Below are 15,917 nucleotides of genomic sequence, written 5' to 3'. Positions count from 1 at the left end.
AGGGCTTTCGTCGTGGTCATGCCGTGATCGTGCAGCTTCATCGGTCGGTGAGGCAAGCCAATTACTGGCCCTGGAGGTCGTGGGTGAGGGCCGCTGCCGGGTTGAGGAAGAGGAGGACCGCCTTGGACTCGCCGGGGAGCAGGGTGGTGTAGGCGTTCAGTTGTGGGGCGTAGTGGGCGATGCGGGCTTCGAGGGCTTCGGTGGGGATGGCGTCGGTCTTGTAGTCGACGATGACGAGGGTGCCGTCGTCCTCGCGGTAGATGAGGTCGACGAATCCTTCGAGCACGGTGCCGTCGGGTTGGGGAGCGCCGAGGTAGGACTCGCGCCAGTGCTCGCGGGTGGCGGCGCGTCGCACGACTTCGGACTTGAGGGCCGAGCGGACCAGGGCGGTGACGACGTCGGCGTACTCCACGACTCCTTCGGCCAGGCATTGGCCGGCGACGGCCGCGTCGAGGCCGGCGCCGGTTTCGAGGTCGACGACCTGGAGGACGCCGTGGACGGCGCGGCCGATGGCGGTGCCGTAGCGGCCCTTGGACCACGGGGGGAGCTCCACGTCGCGAGGGGCCTTGGCGGCGCCGGGGTCGGCTTCGTGGAGGGCGACGTCGGGGCCGGTGCCTTCGAGTCCGGACGCGCTTTGCGCGGATCTGCGGCGACTCGCCTGGCGCGCGGCGGTGATGCGCGACTCCCACTCCGCCCGGTTGATCGGCGGCGTCGCCTCCACCTTCGGCCGGCCAACCGACGGCGTCCTCTCCACCTTCGGTCGACCGACCGCGGCCGTCGCGTCCGCTTCCGGCTGACCAGCGGTCGGCGTGCCATCAGCTGCGGCCGGATCGCGGTGGGTCCTGGTCGAGGTGAAGAGGCGGAGGTTGGGGACGTCGAGGGCGTTGGCGGAGGTGAGGAGCTCGGCGTTGCTGGAGGCGCGGCGGTTGGCCGAGCGGTGCAGCGAGACGACCAGGTGATCGCGAGCCCGGGTCGCCGCCACGTAGAGGAGGCGGCGCCGTTCGTAGTCGTCCATCTGCTCGTCGACCGGTTGCACCAGGTCGAAGTCCTCGGTCTGCACGGACGACTTCAGCTTGACCGCGTATCCACCGTCGGCCGGCCAGAGGACCTGGACGCCGCGTTGCCGATTGGGCGAGGCGGTCATCCCGGACAGGATGACGATCGGGAACTCCAGCCCCTTCGCCGCGTGGATCGTCATCACCCGCACGGCATCCGCATCGGTCTCGGGCAACACCGCCTCGGCGACCCGGGAGGCCTCCTCGCCTTGGTGCGCGGCCCAGGCCAAGTACGACCGGAGGCCACCGTGCTCGACCTCGGACCACGCGCGGGCCTGGTCGACGACGAAGCGGACCCGACGCCAGGCATCACGGGCCCGTGGACCGGTCGCGGCCACCTCGAGCATCCGGCGGTCCGCGACGATCCTGGCCAGCACCTCGCTCGGAGTCAGCCAGCGGGACGCGTAGTACGCCCTGCGCAGCCACTCCATCGCCTCGCCGACCGGATGGGTCAGCAGGTTGTCGGGCACCGAGGCGACCAGGTTGAACGAGCCGCCCGCACGCTTCCACATGAAGAGGTCGTCGTCCCCGCAACCGAACAGCGGTGATCGCAACGCCGTCACCAGGGCGAGCTGGTCGCTCGGATCACCGAGCGCGCGAGCACACGCGAGGAGGTCACGCACCTCGGCCGTCTGGTACACGAGCGAGCTGGCCTCGGCGCGGTACGGGATGTCGGCACGGTCCAGCGCGTCCTCGAGGAACGGCAGCGAGGTCCGGGCCGGCACCAGCACCGCGATGTCACCGGCACCCGCTGGTCGCCAGGTCTCCAGCCTGTCGTCGTAGATCTGCCAGCCGTCGCGCAGCGCCTCGCCGATGACCCCGGCCACGTCGGCGGCCTCACGTTCCCGGAGGACCGAGGCCTGGGCGCGCGGGAGATCGTCATGGGGATCCGCGCCGAGCACCGTCACGACCGGGCCGCTCTCGACGACTTCCTCGGCGATCGCGGGACGAAGAGGGGTCACCGTGGCGAGCTCGGCGCCGGTGTCGAAGAGGGACAGCTGATCCCCACTCGGCGCCTCGGGCTCCACGACGGAAGGTGCGCCCTCGCGATGCGGAGCCAGCGGGTGGTACGTCGGCTGGGCATCCTCCTGCGGGGTGATGAGCGTGCCGAAGACGGAGTTGATCCAGTCCAGGATCGGGGCGACGGTGCGGAAGTTCGTCGTGAGGGTGACCGTTTCGCCGAGCAGGGACTGCGCGGTCAGGTAGGTCGCGATGTTCGCCCGGCGGAACCGGTAGATCGACTGTTTCGGATCACCCACGACGAACAGCGAACCGTCCGGCACGTCGACGTCCCGCCAGTCCTCCGCCTCGCCCTCGGCCCCGGCCGCGATCCGCACGGCGAGCTCGATCTGGATCGGATCGGTGTCCTGGAACTCGTCCAGCAGCAGCCGCTGGTACCTCTCCTGCAACGCGGACCGCACGGTCGCGTCCCGGCGGAGCAGATCGCGGGCGAGCACCAGCAGGTCGTGGAACTCCAGCCGCCCCTCGGCCCGGCGCAGCTCCGCCGATTCCAGCACCCGCTGCGCGATCCAGTGCGAAAGGTGCCTGAGGCAAGCATCAAGGAGGAGGTCGACGAGGGACCCGGCCACCTCGACCACCTCGGCGCAGTCGCCGCGCACCTTGGCGATGTCGGGCCAGTTCTCCTTGCGTCCGATCCGGCCGGCCTTCAGCCCGCGTAACGTCTGCAGCACCGCGAGCTGGCCCTCGGGATCGGAGGCCGCGTTCAGCAGGAGCCCGAGGTCGCGGATCTGCCGCACCTTCGGCAGCAGCCGGTCGTCCTGGTCCAGGCAGTGGTCCGCGAGCGCGCCGATCTGCGCCGTGGCGGCGATCAGGCCGGTGAGGTCGGGCATCTCGACCAGCTCGGGCGGATCGACCAGGACCCGCTCACCGATCAGGTCCCAGTCGTTGCCGAACAACCGGGCCAGCGACCGCAGATGCTTCAGCTCGACCCCGACCGCCATCGCCAGCAGGAGCGGCTTGGCGATCGCGTCGTCGTCGAGCAACTGCTGCTGCAGCTCCGACCATCGCTCCTCGAACGCCACCGAGGACCCGACCTCGTCCAGCACGTCGATGAGCGGCGGCAGACCGGCCTCGATCGGATGGGCGAGCAGAAGCTGTTGGGCGAAGGAGTGCAGGGTGCCGATCGACGCCGAGTCGAGGTCGTCCAACGCCCCGTCCGCGAGCGGGCCGGCCGGACCCTTCCGCGCCTTCTCGAACTCCACTCGCAGCCGGTCCCGCAACTCCGCGCCGGCCTTCTCCGTGAACGTCACCGCCGCGATCGTCCGCAACGGCACCTCGTCCCGCAGGACCAGTGTGCTGACCCGATCGACCAGGGCGTGCGTCTTCCCCGAGCCCGCACCCGCTTCGACGAACAGGGTCGCCGACGTGTCCGAGCGAATCTGCTCGCGCGCCTCGAAGTCCAGCAGCTCAGTCATCCAGCGCCACCTCCTCGAACGCGGGCAACGCCCCCGGGTCGATCAACCGGACCAGCCGCTCCACCGTCGGATCGAACCGCTTCCGGTCCCACCTCGCCCGCACCTCGCTGTGCCCGATCCCGTCGGGGTTGCAGTACGGACACTGGACCCAGAGGAAGTCGGGCACCTCGGGCGCCTTCGCCGGGAAGTACCCCGCGGCGATCGACGTCACGATCACGTCGAGCGTCTCCTCGTACCGTGCGGCGACCGCTTCGGTCAGCGGCACCGGGATCCGCCGGCCGCCCTTCCGCACGAACCAGTAGGCCGCCTCGACGGGCGTACCCTCCTCACCCAGCCGGGCGCGGGCCGCATGGGCGTAGACGGGCAACTGCAGCTTGGTCCCCGCGGCCACCGGGTCGGACTCGATGCCCTCGTACCGCGAGAAGCCACCGGTCTTCACATCGGTCACGTAGATCGTGCCGTCCTTGCCCAGGTCCACCTTGTCCGCGGATCCGCGCAGCAGCACGCGCCCGGACGGGATCGGGATCTCCACCGGCGGCTCACCGTCGAACCCGAACCGCAGCTCGCTCGCCACCACCGACGCGTCGTGCTCGGCCCGCCAGCGATCGTCGTCCTCCAGCAACACCAGCAGATCGGCCAGGATCCGGGCCCGCTCCCGCTGCCAGAGCCGTGGATGCCCGGTGAGACCCTCCGCCTCGAACCGGTCGGCCAGGTCCGCGCCGATCGCGAGCAGCAGGGACCGTTGCTCCGCGGACCACGGCGCGCCGTACCCGGGCAGCGAACCGGCGAGCCGGCTGACGAACGCGTCCAGGCTGTTGTGGATCAGGTTGCCGATCTGGATCGGCGAGATCACCAGCAGATCCTCGGGCGCCTCCAACGGCTCCACCTGGAGCAGCCGCTCGACGAAATACGCGTGCGGGCAGGTCGCATACGCCTCGAGCGAGGTCGGCGAGGCGATCCGGTCCTCGACCGCGTAGTCGGGCAGGCCGTCGACGCCGGACAGGTTGCCGTCGAAGCGGGTGAACTCGTCGGACGTCCTGGCCCGCAGGAGGATCCGGGCACGATCCACCACGGTGTCTGCCAGCGCCAGACCGGCCACTGCAGCGCGGACCTGCCACTCCTGCTCGGACGACGGAAAGGTTGCTGAGGTCAACGAACCCGCGAACGACGCCGAGGTGAGCAACCGCCCGCCGTACTCGCCCTGCTCCCACTCCGTCGCCGCGAGCTGGTGCTCACCCGTCAACGATCGCAGGGTCCCCAGCAACCACCGGGTCGGCAGTCGCCGGCTGGATCGGCGGAGATCGCCTCGGGGGAAGGACGCGACCACCCGGGACGATCCGGCCGAGAACGCGGCCAGCAGATGCCGCTGCTTCTCGTCCAGCCGATCACGGGCCGACGCCAGCTCGGGGGCGGCCGCCTCGCGGACTCGGTGGGGGAGCAGCGCGTCCTCGTGCAGCCGGCCCGGGTACAGGTCTTCGGCCAGGCCGAGGACGTAGACGATGTCGGCCGACAGCCCGATGCTCGCCGACACCGGGGCGACGAGCACGCCGGTACCGAACGTCCCCACCCGTGGCAAGGACTGCTGCAACTCCAGGTCGAGCACGTCCCGGAGGATGGCGAGACTGGCCGGCGTCCCGAGCTCGTCCAGCGTGGACAGGCCGCGGAGCGAACCCTCGACCGCGACCGCGGCGTACTGCTCCTCGATCGGCAACGACGAGAAGTCACCGAGAAGGTCGTGGAACAGGCGCAGCACGACGTCCGCCAACTCCGACCAACTCTCCAACACGGCCGCCGTCCTTAAACGCCGGCGAAGCTCGACCGCGAAGGCGTGCAGCCGTTGAGCGTGGGACGCGTTGTACTGCGCGCGCCGGATCACCGCGGTCAGCGGGTCGTCGGCAAGCTGCTCCTGCTCCGCTGTCCTGCGCTCGGACTCCGCATACCGCGCGAGCCGATCGTCCCAATCGTCACCGCGGACGACCCCGGCGACGCGAGAAAGCCGCTCCCATTGCGGGACCGGGATCCGCTCGCCGGTGAAGTCCCGGGTCGGTGCGTTCGCGAGGGCGCGGAAGAGGTCGGCGCGGGGGAGGTCCTGGTCGACGAGGGCGAGCACCTCCAGCAACGTCCGGGCCAGCGCGCGCTCATGGACGGGTCGCGTGCCGGGACCGTTGACCTCGACCTTGGCGGCCGCAAGGTGCTCGTGCAGCAGCCGCGCGTAAGGCGACGCGGCCGTGTACAGCACCGCGATCCGGTGCGCAGGCGTCTTCTCCAGGGCGGCGACCACGTCTCGCACGACGCAGCGCACCTCGTCGTCGGCGTCGGACGCGTTCAGCACCTCGGTGGCGACCGGGTAGTTCCTCGAGATCGACGGTGGCAGGTCGATCCCGACACGCTCCAGCGACCGGCGGACGGCACGGTCGGCGCGTCGGACATCGGTCAGCCCCACGATGACGGTCAGATCGGCCGCGGCCAGGCCGAGCGACGCCACGAACGACGCCTCCGCCTGAGTCAGCTCTTGCGGCAGGTAGAGCACCAGCGAACCCAGCTCCGCCACGGCTCGTGGATCCGCGGTCGCGCGCTCCGACGCGACCCGGAGCAGATCGGTCTCGTCGTACCAGTCGGTGCCGAGCTCCGCGCAGACGTGCCGGTGCAGGCGAACCAGGTCCGGTCCGAGGCCCGAGGCGCCGGAGACCTGGTCCAACGCGGGATCGGTGAGATCTCGCAGCTCCCGATGCGCCGAGGCCAGTGCCTGGATCGTCGACGGGTGCTCCGCGACCTCCTCGAACACCCCGGGTGCCTTCGACAGCGCCGTCCGCCAGGTCGCCGCGACGATCGGGCGGGTGGCCGGTCGCCGTGGCGCCAGCGATCCGGCGGCGAGCTGCTCGGCGAGCCGTGGCAACGTCGCCAGGTACAGGGCGGCGATCCCGGAGCGGGCGAGGAAGCGGCGCGCGACGACGCCGGACAGGTTGTTGGGCAGCAGCAGGGTGACGGGTCTCATCGGGTCGTCGGCCTTGAGCCGCGTCACGACCACCCGCAGCTGGTCGAGCGCGGCCGCGCCGTACGCGGTGGTCTCGATCCGGGTCCCGGTCACTTCTTGCCCCCGATCCTGGGCGGACTGTCAGGGAAGACGCTAACCCCTGCCGAGGACAAAATCCGGCCGAGTTCCCAGCGAGTGCGCGAAGAGTGCACTGCCAGGTCATGACGAGGGCACTCCGACGCTTCCTCGCTGCCGTCACAGGCCTCCAGCGCGACGGCGGAGTGGTCGAGGCGCGCCGTGTCGCTGCGAGCCGGGCGATCGGCTCACACAATGAAGTTATGACCCGGGAGTCCACCGTCGCGCGAGCCCTCATGGTGCTCGTGTTCGCCCCTGCCGGTGGGCTCTTCGGCAAGGCGGTCGCGGAGGCAGCTGCCGGTGAGCCGTGGTGGCCGTGGCTGCTCGCGGCGCTGGTCTGGCTGGTCCTGTCCGGGCTGGCCTCGGTGGCGGTGTCGCATCGCCTCGGCGAGCACCGATAATGCTCCGATGGCCGCCGCGGTGCACCACGTCGAGATCTGGGTCCCGGACCTCTCCCGGGCGTTGACGAGCTGGGGCTGGATGCTGCCCCGGCTGGGCTGGAAGGAAGGTGACAGCTGGCCGGGTGGCCAGATCTGGACCGCCCCGGACGGGAGCTACCTGGTCGTCGAGCAGAGCCCCGCGTTGTCGGCGGCCGAGCACGACCGGCTCCGCCCGGGGATGAACCACCTGGCCCTGAACGCCACCTCCCGTGCCGAGGTCGACGCGATCGTTGCCGAGGCAGGGAAACACGGCTGGACGCTGATGTTCGCCGACCGGCATCCCTATGCCGGCGGACCGCAGCACTACGCCGCTTTCCTGCACGACGTGGACGGTTACGAGCTCGAGATCGTCGCTCCCGGCTGACGGGTCGGCTGGTGAGACTCCGGATGGCTGAAGTGACATCTGGGACTGGTGGTGTGACATGGTTGTCCCAGGCAGTAAGGGTCGCGGGGCGAAGGTGTGGAAGGACGGTGCTCGTGACGGAGCAGCCTGACGGGGGCAGTGTGCCCGGATCGGTTTCTCCGGAGGTTCTGGAAGCTCGTGTTCGCGGTTTGCAACACGCCCTCGGGCAGCTGCTCGAGAACGCCCGGCAGTTGACCCGTAGCGAACACCAACGAGCCGTGCAGCTGCATCGTCAGCTGCAGGAGCAGACGCAGGCCGCGCGCCGTGAATCGCGAGGTCTGGTCGAGGCCGCGACGGCCGAGGCGCTCGCCTCCGCCGAGCCCGCGGCCCGGTTGCTCGCCGACTCGCTGGCGCCCGGTCTGGCCTCCATCCCGCCGAACGACGCCCGCTGGCGGTCCCGCCAGTTGGTGGGTTCCGGCGTTCCTGGGTACGTCCGCGTCGGCGAGCTCGAAGCCGGTACCCCGGTCGTCGCGCCGTTGCTGCGGACGAACGGCTGGCGGGTCACCGCGGATCGCAGCGAATCGGCTCGACAGCTCCTGCAGAGTGTCGCGCTCCGCCTGGTCGCGGCGTCCGAGCCGTTCCGGATGCGCGTCGACGCCTTCGATCCCCGTCTCACCGGGAAAATGGGGCTGCTCGGCCACCTGACCACCAAGTACCCGCAATTGGTGCCGAGGGCAACGCACACCGCGGACCAGCTGCACACCGTCCTGTCCGGGCTCGTCGACGTGTCGTCGTTGCGGGCCAGCCGGCAGGCCCAGCTCGGGCACCAGCGGTTCGAGGAGCTGATCCGGGAGACCGGGCGGGTCACCGATCCGTACCGCCTGGTCATCCTCTTCGACTACCCGGCCGGCATCGACTCGCTGGCCCAGCGCGACCTGGTCCGGCTCGCGGCGACCGCGGGGGAGCGGGGGATCTGCTTCCTCGTCCACCACGATCCGGCGATGAGCTCGGAGACCGACGTCGACACCCGGCAACTGCTCGACCTCCTCACCCCTGTCGCCATCACCGGTGACCGGGTCGAGCTGCCGCAACTGCCGAACGTCCCGGCCAAGCTCGATCCGCCCTTCGACGCGAACGTTGCCGCGGGCATCTGTGACGTAGTGGCCGAACTGGCCGAGATCGCCGTGCTGCCGACGATCGAGTTCGACCGGACGTTGCCGGATCGCTCCACCTGGTGGACCCCGGTGAAGGACGAGATCAGTACGGTGATCGGGTACGACGACCGCACCCCCGCGCTGATCCGGCTGCGCAGCGGCAACCCGGCTCTGCCGCATGTTCTGGTGGGCGGGGCCGTCGGGCAGGGCAAGTCGAACCTGCTGCTCGTGATGATCCACGGTCTCGCCGCGCGGTACAGCCCGGACGACCTCGAGATGTACCTGCTGGACTTCAAGCACGGGGTCGAGTTCTCCGCGTTGGGACCGGCCGCGGGGCGCGAGCACTGGCTGCCGCAGGTGCGCGTGCTCGGGATCCACAGTGACCGGGCGTTCGGGCTCGCGGTGTTGCGGCATCTGTCCGACGAACTGGCCCGGCGCAGCGAGATCTTCAAGGCGCACGGGAACGTCGCCGACATCGCCGAGCTCGGCGCCGGTCCGGAGCGGCCGCCGCGGATCCTCGCGGTGCTGGACGAGTTCCAGGTCCTGCTGGAGGACGACGACGAACTCGCCGACGAGGCCGCGCGCCTGCTGGAGCGACTGGTCCGGCTCGGTCGCGCGTACGGGGTGCACGTGGTCCTGGCGACGCAGACGATCGAAGGCGTCAAACGGCTGTCCACCAAGCGCGACTCGATCTTCGGCCAGGTGCCGTACCGGATCGCGCTGAAGACGACGCCGGCTGATTCGCAAGCCATCCTGCGGACCGCGAACACGGCTGCCGCGGAGCTGCAGTTCCGCGGTGAGGCCGTGCTGAACGCGAACTTCGGCTCGCCCGACGACAACCAGCACGTGTTGGTGAGCTTCGCGGACAAGGCCGTCCTCGACGATCTGCGCCGTGAACTCTGGACGCGATCAGGGACGACACGTCCGCCGCGGGTGTTCCACCTCGCCGAGCCGGCCGGCCTGAGTGGGACGGCGGCCGCGGTGACCCCGGAGTTCGGGCAGCCGTGGACGGGCCTGCCGATCGCGGTGACCGAGGAGCCGGTGACGATCGAGGTACGCCCCGAGCCGGGTGCGGGAGTGCTCGTACTCGGCGACGGTCCGGCGGATGCGTTGGGTGCGTTGACCGGGCTCGCGGTGTCGACGGCGGCCGCGGCCGTGGAACCACCCCGCTTCCTGTTCGTCGACGGCACCGACTCCTCGCCGGCCGTTGCTGAGGGCAAGGGTGCACTGATCCAGGTCCTGCGGCAGCTCGGCTGCGAGGTGGAGACCGTGGACAAGCACGCGGATGTGGCTCCGCGGTTGTTCGCGCTCCGCGACGAGGTCCGAGACGGGCGCGTCGGTGGACCGACGTACCTGCTGGGCTTCGGGTTCCACGGCGTACCGAAGATGCAGACTCATGCCGACGGGTTCTTCGAGAGTCCGGCGAACGCGTTGCAGGACATCGTGCGCGACGGACCCGCACAAGGGCTCATCACCTTCGGCTGGTGGAACAGGCTGCACGTGTGTACCGAGCAGCTCGGGTACGGGCGTGCGAACGTAGCGACGCACCTTTTCCTGCGGCATCCGCAGGACGGGGTACGTGCGGTGTGCGGCCCACTGGTTCGCTGGGCGTCGGAGCCGCACCGTGGGCTGCTGTGGGACGGGCTGCACCCGGAGGCGCAGGTCGTCGTACCGTTCGCGCCGCTGCACACGGACGAGGTCGACCGCTGTGTGGAGTTGATGCGCCGATGAAGACCGAAGAGCAGCAGTGGGCCGAGTACGCGCGGGCGTTGCGGCAGGTCGCGGGTGCGCGTGCGGATGCGCAGCAGGAGCAGGACCGGATGACGGCGAACCGGTCCAAGGCGGAGGCGACGGCAGCGTCCGAGGCGGATGCGATGGCCGAGCGCGGGCGGAAGCTGGAGGTCCGGCTCAACGGATTGGCGGAGAAGGCCGCGGTGAGTCTGCAGCGCGCCGGACTGCCACCGGAGGGCAAGCGGACCGCGGTACAGCTGCCGCAGATCCGCGGGATCACGGACATCGAGTCGGCGGCGTCGCGGCTGACCAAGCAGCTGGCCGAGACGGTGGACAAGCTGGAGGACCTGCGCGCCTACAACCGGGCGGAGCAGGAGCGGCGCAAGCGGCGTACGATCAGCGCCGCCCTCACGGTCGCGGCCTTCGCCGTGGTGTGGGGCTTCACCCGATCCTTCCTGGACGGTGTCGCGGCCGCGGCGATCGCCGCGGTGACGATGCTGGCCGCGTCGCGGGTCCTGGGGCTTCCCCGGCTGCCCGGGGCGCGCTGGTGGGGTTGGGGAGGCGCGGTCCTGGTCGTCGTCCTGATGGCGGCCGGGCTGCCGTGGTGGCTGGCGATCGGGGTGCCGGTGGTGGTGTCCGGGACGGCGATCGTGCTGCCGAAGAAGCGGGACAACCAGGGAAGAGGCAGTTGAAGTGTCCGACGTACAGCGGCTCAAGGAACAACTCCACCAGGTGTCGATGGAGGCCAAGCAGGCGGCCGGCGGGCTGACCGGGTTCAAGCTCCGGTTCACCCAGCACAGCGCTCAGGTGGAAAGCCTGATCGCCGGCACCGCGACGGGGATCGACCGCGACATCACCGAGATCCTGGACGCGGCCGGCAAGGCGGTCGAACAGGCCGCCGAGGCGCTGGAGATCGCCTCGGCCGGATGCAAGAGCTACGCCGACCAGATCTGACCCATGCCCTCGGACCTGCAGCGGGTCGCACGCGGCCTGGTCGACTGCCTGGACGAGGTCCCCCAGGTGGTCCTCCACCTGCAACGCACGGCAGACCGCTGCCGGGAGAACGCGGCGCTCGCGATGGCGGCCTCACACGGCCGCGCGACGGTAGCGGCACAACAGCTGGACGCGGCCGCGCGTGCATGTGAGGCAGCGGCACACTACCTGTCGATGGCGCCTCCGAAGGCGAAGTCGTGGGCCGAGCGCTTGGTCGGTGAAGGCCGCCGCACGGACCGCCCGGACGAGAGCTCGGCGGACCGCAACAAAGCCACCGGCAAGCTCGGCGACGTCGCGGAACGGGACGCCAAGGGACGTACGCGGCGACTGACCTCGCCGATCGAGCCGGACGAGGACGGGGAGAAGCGCCAAGCCCCGGAGCCTCCGCTGATCAAGATCGCCCGCAAGGCTTTCGAGAAGCTCCGCAAGAAGCAGGAGCAGGACGAGGAAGAGCGCGAGCGGCCGGAAGAGCCGCTCGAGGTCGAGATCCTGGTCAACGAGAACGGCGAACTGACGGTCCAGGAGCGCGACGAGAGGGAAGAGAAGGAAGACCAGAAACGTCGCGAACGCCTGACCGAAGCCGACTACGAGATCCAGGTGGACCTCACCGAAGCAGCCCAGGCCCTCCTCGAAGCCATGGCCCAGCAAGGCGAGCAAACCTGGGAGAAGGCAACCCTCGTGATCACAGCCGACCGAGTGGAAGCAACCTTCGCCTACCCCGAGGACGAAGACCACCGGCAACCGATCGAGATACCGGCCATCGTGGTTGATCTGCCATCGCGTCCGGATGAACCAGCTAGCGGCTTCGATCCCATTGAGGTCGCGTCGATGGACTTCGATGAGTACCGGCACAGTTTGGCTGAACTGAATCGGACGAGGCCAGCCGATGGCTTGGGCGCCGAGATGGACTTTCAGCGGAAGTACTGCGGGCCTGTCGAGTTTCGGCTCACAGTCGATCAGATGCTTCCGAGGGCGGTTTGGGCTGATGGTCTCGACAATCTGCTGCGCAACGCGCAGGACGCTAAGTACGTTGCGCCGGGGTCACAACGCTCGTTCTACCGTCCGGCGACGCTGCCAACGTTCCTGCAGAAGATCGCTCGGGAGAAGCACGACCACATGTTGCTCAAGTACCGGGAGGTCATCGACGACACCACCAACCCGGTCGAAGGCCTTGAAATCATCACCAATGATCCGGATGCGGCAGCATATTTCCGCGAGCGTATGAGTACCTTGCAGATTCGCGGTCACGTGAGCGTCAAAGAAGGGGACGAATCATGAGCGAGTACCTCGTCGCGCCGATGGAGGAGCCGGACTGGGTGGTGAGCGCGGAGGAACTCGCTGCCGCGTTGCGTGAGCGGTGGCCGTTGGCGAGGGTTGGGCTTGGGGCTGTCGAGGGGTCGAGCATGTTGCTGGAGGCGTTGATTCCGTTGCAGCCGGCGCCGCGGGAGTTGGGGGTTGCTCTGAGTGGGACTGGGCAGGCGGTGACGCTTGAGCCTGCTGATCTCGAGGCGGCCGCGGAGTTTGCGGTTTGGTTTGCCGGGACGTTGCTGCCCGGGCGGGGGATTCATCTGATCGAGCCTGGATCGATGCGGTCGGTCGAGATCGTGGCCGGTGTGTCGGCGGACGAGGTCCGCGCCGGGCTCACCTGAATTGCTGACTGGTCAGGTAGCGGGCTGGTCGAGAAAGAATTTTGAGAATCGCGTCATAGTTGCGTGTGTGGTCCGTCACTTCCTGTGAACCCATCCCCACAGGGAAGTGGAAGTGATTGCCGTGATGTGCTGTTGCTTGATGGGACCTTCGCCTCGGCTTCGGCGGGTGCGCTGATGGAGGGCGGAGATGCTGGTCCTTGTCGTCGGCGGGTGCGTGTGTGGTTCGGGGACCATGTGGTCGCGGACTACCGGGCCGAGGCCGAGTTGGCCGATCGTTATGCCGCTGCGATGTCGCGCCGGTTCGCCGGGTTGCGGGTGACCAGTGAGCCGCTTCCGGATCCTGACCCCGGGCCCACGCGGGCGTTGCCGGGGGAGCGGCTCTGGGAGGTTACGCCGAAATGAGTGCTCGCCGGTTCCGGTTGTTCCGTCATGAGGACGTCTCCGGGGTGAGTGGTACCGGGGCCGTCGCCGAGGGCGTCCGGTTCACCGACGGGGCGGTCGCGCTCCGCTGGTACGGCGACTATCCGACCACCACGGTCTGGGACAGCATCGAGTCGGTGATCGCGATCCACGGGCACGACGGGGCCACCGAGGTCGAGTGGCTCGATCCCGACTCCGGCCCGGATCCCGACGTGCGCGTCCGGACCGATCTGCCGCCGCGCCCCTGGCCCGATCTGCACGCCGCACCCGACCTCTGATCCACCTGACCGATCGCGCCGATGACCAAGGCGGCAGCACGCCGTCCCACCTGACCACCTGACCACCTGACCAAGACCGGGTCCGGCGCCGCGGACCTGGTCCGACCGAGCGGGCCGGCTCCGACCTCCCTCCGGAGCCGGTCCGCTCTCCTTGCGTCAGCGGCTGTAGTCCATCGCCTGGACCAGGTCCAGGTTGTAGAACTTCGGCGGGCCGTCGGACAGCGCGTTCATCTTCTGGGCGTACTCCGTGGTGTCCGCGCGGGCCGAGTTCGCCATCGCGTCCTCGTAGGACTCGAACTCGATCACGCTGTAGTAGCGCCCTGGCGTCTCCCGGTCGGCGCAGGTCATGACCCGCAACGGCGCCGGGCCGTCGGCTTCCGCCTCGCGGGCCTTGCGGAACTCGTCGCTCAGCGCGGCGATCTCGTCCGGCTTGGACGTGCGGTACTCGATGATCTGAACGAAGCCGGCCATCTCTTCCCCCTCGGTGATTGGGACCTCCTGCTGCGACATTGCGCCCGCTCGGCGTGGCTCCGCAAGAGGGTTGACCCGCTGGTTGCGAGGGGCCACGAAGCGTGTCCGTCTGCTGTCAGCGAAGAGATGCCGGTTCTGTCGGAATCACCTGGTTGGGTTGGGTTCGTGGACATTCTGATTCTTGGTGGGACGGCCTGGCTCGGCCGGGAGATCGCGACGCAGGCCCTGGCTCGCGGACACGCGGTCACGTGTGTCGCCCGGGGCGAGAGTGGTCAGGTGGCCCAGGGGGCGACGCTCGTCTCGACCGATCGCAGCCGCCCCGATGCGTACGCCGAGGTGCCGGACCAGGCATGGGACGCCGTGTTCGAGGTGTCCTGGCAGCCGGGGTTCGTCCGGGCCGCGCTGGCCGAGTTCGGGCCGCGGGCCGGGCACTGGACGTACGTGTCGTCGGGCAACGCGTACGAGAAGTTCGACACGCCGGGCGCGGACGAGTCTGCACCGTTGCGTGCGGCAACGGACCTCGACCTCGCCGACCGGGAGTTGTACGGCGAGGCGAAGGTGGCCTGTGAGCAGGCGTCGCTCGCGGCGGTCGGCGATCGGCTGGTGATCGCGCGGGCCGGCCTGATCGGCGGTCCCGGTGATCCGAGTGACCGGGCCGGCGCCTGGGTGGCGCGAGCGGCTCGCGCGCCCGAGGAGCCGCTGCTGGTGCCGGACACGCCCGACCTGGCGACCTCGGTGATCGACGTACGCGACCTCGCGTCCTGGTTGCTGGACTGCGCCGAGAAGGGCACGACCGGCACGTACGACACGATCGGTCCGGTGGTTCCGTTCGGGGAGTGGATCGACCTGATCCGGGCGGTGGGCGGGCACACGGGTCCGGTCGTGCTCGCGCCGCGCGAGTGGCTGGAGGAGCAGAAGGTCGGGCAGTTCATGGGCCCCGAGTCGCTCGCGATGTGGCTGACGGAGCCGGGGTACGAAGGGTGGTCCAGCCGGAGCGGCCAGGCGGCGCTCAAAGCCGGCCTGAAGCATCGGTCGCGGGAGGAGTTCGTGCGGGACACGCTCGCCTGGGAGCGCGAGCTGGGGCTGGAGCGGGAGCGCAAGGCCGGGCTCAGCGCCGGGAAGGAGAAGGAGCTGATCGCGGCACTGCCATAGTGGACGCATGCGGCTGGTACTGATCTCGGACACGCATCTGCCGGTACGGGCGAAGAAGCTGCCCGACGTCGTCTGGCAGGCGATCGACGACGCCGACGTGGTGATCCACGCCGGCGACTGGGTGAACGTCGAACTGCTCGACGAGCTGGAGGGACGCGCCCGCCGGTTGGTCGGCTGCTGGGGCAACAACGACGGCCCGGTACTCCGCGCGCGGCTGCCCGAGGTCGCGCGCGTGACCCTGGACGGGCTGTCCGTCGCGGTCGTGCACGAGACCGGTCAGGCGAAAGGTCGCGAGGAGCGTTGCGAGAAGGCGTACCCGGGGGTGGATCTGCTGGTGTTCGGGCACAGCCACATCCCGTGGGACAGCACGTCGCCGGGTGGGCTGCGGCTGCTCAATCCAGGCTCGCCGACCGACCGCCGGCGGCAGCCGTACTGCACCTACCAGACGGCCGTGATCGACTCCGGCCGCCTCAAAGACGTTGCCCTACACAACCTTTGACTTGTTCCTGCCAAGCGTCAGGCGCTCGCGGCTTCCTTGATCCGGGTCTTGAGCCTGTCGCGGACCTCTTCCGGGGTGTAGGCCTTCCGCTTGCGCTCACCGCGCGCGATCACCACACCGGTGGCGGCCACGCCGACCAGGCCCGCCAGTCCTACGACCTTCCATACCTTCATGCGCACTAACCTAGC

14 protein-coding genes are annotated in these 15,917 nt (G+C 69.6%); 10 read left to right on the top strand and 4 right to left on the bottom strand.

Going from position 1 to position 15,917, the window contains the following annotated elements:
- Positions 1-61 precede the first annotated feature (61 nt).
- Entirely contained in the window at positions 62-3,490 is a 3,429-nt protein-coding gene (locus FB561_RS34580) for a UvrD-helicase domain-containing protein (RefSeq protein ID WP_145814300.1), read from the bottom strand.
- Entirely contained in the window at positions 3,483-6,578 is a 3,096-nt protein-coding gene (locus FB561_RS34575) for a PD-(D/E)XK nuclease family protein (protein ID WP_145814299.1), read from the bottom strand. Before FB561_RS34575 ends, FB561_RS34580 begins: the two co-directional genes overlap by 8 nt.
- A gap of 224 nt (positions 6,579-6,802) precedes the next feature.
- Here FB561_RS34575 and FB561_RS34570 point away from each other — a divergent pair, with 224 nt between their 5' ends.
- From FB561_RS34570 to FB561_RS34530, 8 genes are all read left to right on the top strand, one after another.
- Entirely contained in the window at positions 6,803-7,000 is a 198-nt protein-coding gene (locus tag FB561_RS34570; RefSeq protein ID WP_145814298.1) for a hypothetical protein, read from the top strand.
- A 7-nt stretch (positions 7,001-7,007) separates the two neighbouring features.
- Positions 7,008-7,403, top strand: a complete 396-nt coding sequence (locus tag FB561_RS34565; RefSeq protein ID WP_145814297.1) for a VOC family protein — start codon at positions 7,008-7,010, stop codon at positions 7,401-7,403.
- Between the two features lie 257 nt (positions 7,404-7,660).
- Positions 7,661-10,267 carry an FtsK/SpoIIIE domain-containing protein gene (locus FB561_RS34560; protein WP_238335301.1) on the top strand — a complete coding sequence of 869 codons (2,607 nt, stop codon included), beginning with the start codon at positions 7,661-7,663 and terminating at the stop codon, positions 10,265-10,267.
- Positions 10,264-10,959, top strand: a complete 696-nt coding sequence (locus FB561_RS34555) for a hypothetical protein (RefSeq protein ID WP_145814296.1) — start codon at positions 10,264-10,266, stop codon at positions 10,957-10,959. The genes FB561_RS34560 and FB561_RS34555 overlap by 4 nt, the downstream gene beginning before the upstream one ends.
- Before the next feature lies 1 nt (position 10,960).
- The gene (locus tag FB561_RS34550) at positions 10,961-11,221 is read left to right on the top strand and encodes a hypothetical protein (RefSeq protein WP_145814295.1); all 261 of its coding nucleotides are present in this window, start codon (positions 10,961-10,963) and stop codon (positions 11,219-11,221) included.
- A 3-nt stretch (positions 11,222-11,224) separates the two neighbouring features.
- A complete protein-coding gene (locus FB561_RS38405) occupies positions 11,225-12,538 on the top strand; it encodes a restriction endonuclease fold toxin-2 domain-containing protein (protein ID WP_202881005.1) in 1,314 nt (437 codons plus the stop codon).
- Positions 12,535-12,909, top strand: a complete 375-nt coding sequence (locus FB561_RS34540) for a hypothetical protein (protein ID WP_145814294.1) — start codon at positions 12,535-12,537, stop codon at positions 12,907-12,909. The genes FB561_RS38405 and FB561_RS34540 overlap by 4 nt, the downstream gene beginning before the upstream one ends.
- Positions 12,910-13,307: 398 nt before the next feature.
- On the top strand, positions 13,308-13,607 hold the full coding sequence (locus FB561_RS34530) for a hypothetical protein (RefSeq protein WP_145814292.1): 300 nt from the start codon (positions 13,308-13,310) through the stop codon (positions 13,605-13,607).
- 156 nt (positions 13,608-13,763) lie between these two features.
- Here FB561_RS34530 and FB561_RS34525 read toward each other — a convergent pair whose 3' ends face one another.
- Positions 13,764-14,078 carry an antibiotic biosynthesis monooxygenase family protein gene (locus FB561_RS34525; protein ID WP_145814291.1) on the bottom strand — a complete coding sequence of 105 codons (315 nt, stop codon included), beginning with the start codon at positions 14,076-14,078 and terminating at the stop codon, positions 13,764-13,766.
- 165 nt (positions 14,079-14,243) lie between these two features.
- On the opposite strand from FB561_RS34525, the gene FB561_RS34520 reads away from it, so the two are divergent.
- A complete protein-coding gene (locus tag FB561_RS34520; RefSeq protein ID WP_145814290.1) occupies positions 14,244-15,230 on the top strand; it encodes an NAD-dependent epimerase/dehydratase family protein in 987 nt (328 codons plus the stop codon).
- Positions 15,231-15,237: 7 nt separating this feature from the next.
- A complete protein-coding gene (locus FB561_RS34515) occupies positions 15,238-15,729 on the top strand; it encodes a metallophosphoesterase family protein (protein ID WP_145814289.1) in 492 nt (163 codons plus the stop codon).
- Between the two features lie 17 nt (positions 15,730-15,746).
- Here the strand turns inward: FB561_RS34515 and FB561_RS38100 are convergent, their stop codons facing one another.
- Positions 15,747-15,902 (bottom strand): hypothetical protein, encoded by a 156-nt coding sequence (locus tag FB561_RS38100; RefSeq protein ID WP_170284932.1) that lies wholly within the window; start codon positions 15,900-15,902, stop codon positions 15,747-15,749.
- Positions 15,903-15,917 lie beyond the last annotated feature (15 nt).

It is taken from the genome of Kribbella amoyensis, assembly GCF_007828865.1.
Lineage (GTDB): Bacteria > Actinomycetota > Actinomycetes > Propionibacteriales > Kribbellaceae > Kribbella > Kribbella amoyensis.
Note: the sequence above shows the minus strand (reverse complement) of the source record. Positions and strands in the feature narration are given on the sequence as shown.